The following is a 1,246-nucleotide window of genomic DNA, read 5'->3' on the forward strand; positions in this document are numbered from 1 at the left end:
GATTTCTGCAGCGCCATGTCCTTCACCTGAAGATGCACCGGCTGGTCTTCTTCATGGTTGGTCGAGGACAGGAACACCGATGACAGGCGGTCGAAGGTCAAAACGCCATCCGGCTTCGGATAGGCGATCGGTTTGTGCTTCGAAGCTGGTTCGAGACTTTCCGCATCCGTCTTGCCGTGTTTCAGCGTGCCGAACACCGAAAAACCGAACAGCTGGTTCGTCCACATGTCGAGGCCACCAAGCGCCACGCCGACAGCCGTGCCGAACTTAGACCACAGCGGCTTGACGTTGCGGACTCGTCTCAGGTCCTTGCCGATATCGCCCTGACGCCATTCGTTCTCGATCTCGACGACCTCGTCATGGGCGCGACCGCCTGCAATTGCCGCGGCAATCTTGTCGGCCGCCAGCATGCCCGACAGCACCGCATTGTGGCTGCCCTTGATGCGCGGCACGTTGACGAAACCGGCCGAACAGCCGATCAGCGCGCCGCCCGGGAAGGTCAGCTTCGGAACCGACTGATAACCGCCTTCGGTGATGGCGCGGGCGCCATAGGACAAACGCTTGCCACCCTCGAACGTGTCGCGGATCGCCGGATGTGTCTTGAAGCGCTGGAATTCCTCGAACGGATAAAGATAGGGGTTCTTGTAATTGAGGTGCACCACGAAACCGACGGCGACCAGATTGTCTTCCAGGTGATAGAGGAACGAACCGCCGCCGGTCTTCATGCCAAGCGGCCAGCCGAACGAGTGCTGCACCAGACCCTGTTTGTGGTTCTCAGGCTTGACCTGCCACAGCTCCTTGATGCCGATACCGAACTTTTGCGGTTCCCGATCCCGGGACAGGTCGAACCTGGCGATCAGCTGCTTGGCGAGCGAACCGCGCACACCTTCCCCGATCAGCACATATTTGCCGTGCAGCTCCATCCCGCGGGTGAAGTTCGGGCCGGGTTCGCCGTTGCGCTCGATGCCCATATCGCCGGTGGCAACACCGATGACGGCACCTTCGTCATTGTAAAGCACTTCGGTGGCGGCAAAGCCCGGATAGATCTCGACGCCGAGCGCTTCCGCCTTTTCCGCCAGCCAGCGACAGACCAGCCCAAGCGAGACGATGTAGTTGCCGTGATTGTTCATCAATGGCGGCATGGCGAAGTTTGGCAGGCGGATCGAGCCGGCCGGGCCGAGCAACAGGAACTGATCGTCCTTGACCTCGGTCTTGAAGGGATGCCCCTCCTCCTCGCGCCAGCCCG

1 protein-coding gene is annotated in these 1,246 nt (G+C 60.8%); it reads right to left on the reverse strand.

From position 1 onward, the window contains the following. The coding region (locus ACIQT8_RS25230) for a 4Fe-4S dicluster domain-containing protein (RefSeq protein ID WP_400971291.1) at window positions 1-1,246 on the reverse strand (1,246 nt) is incomplete at both ends.

Origin of the sequence: Agrobacterium sp. NPDC090273, from assembly GCF_044772305.1 — a bacterium.
Classification (GTDB): Bacteria; Pseudomonadota; Alphaproteobacteria; order Rhizobiales; family Rhizobiaceae; genus Agrobacterium.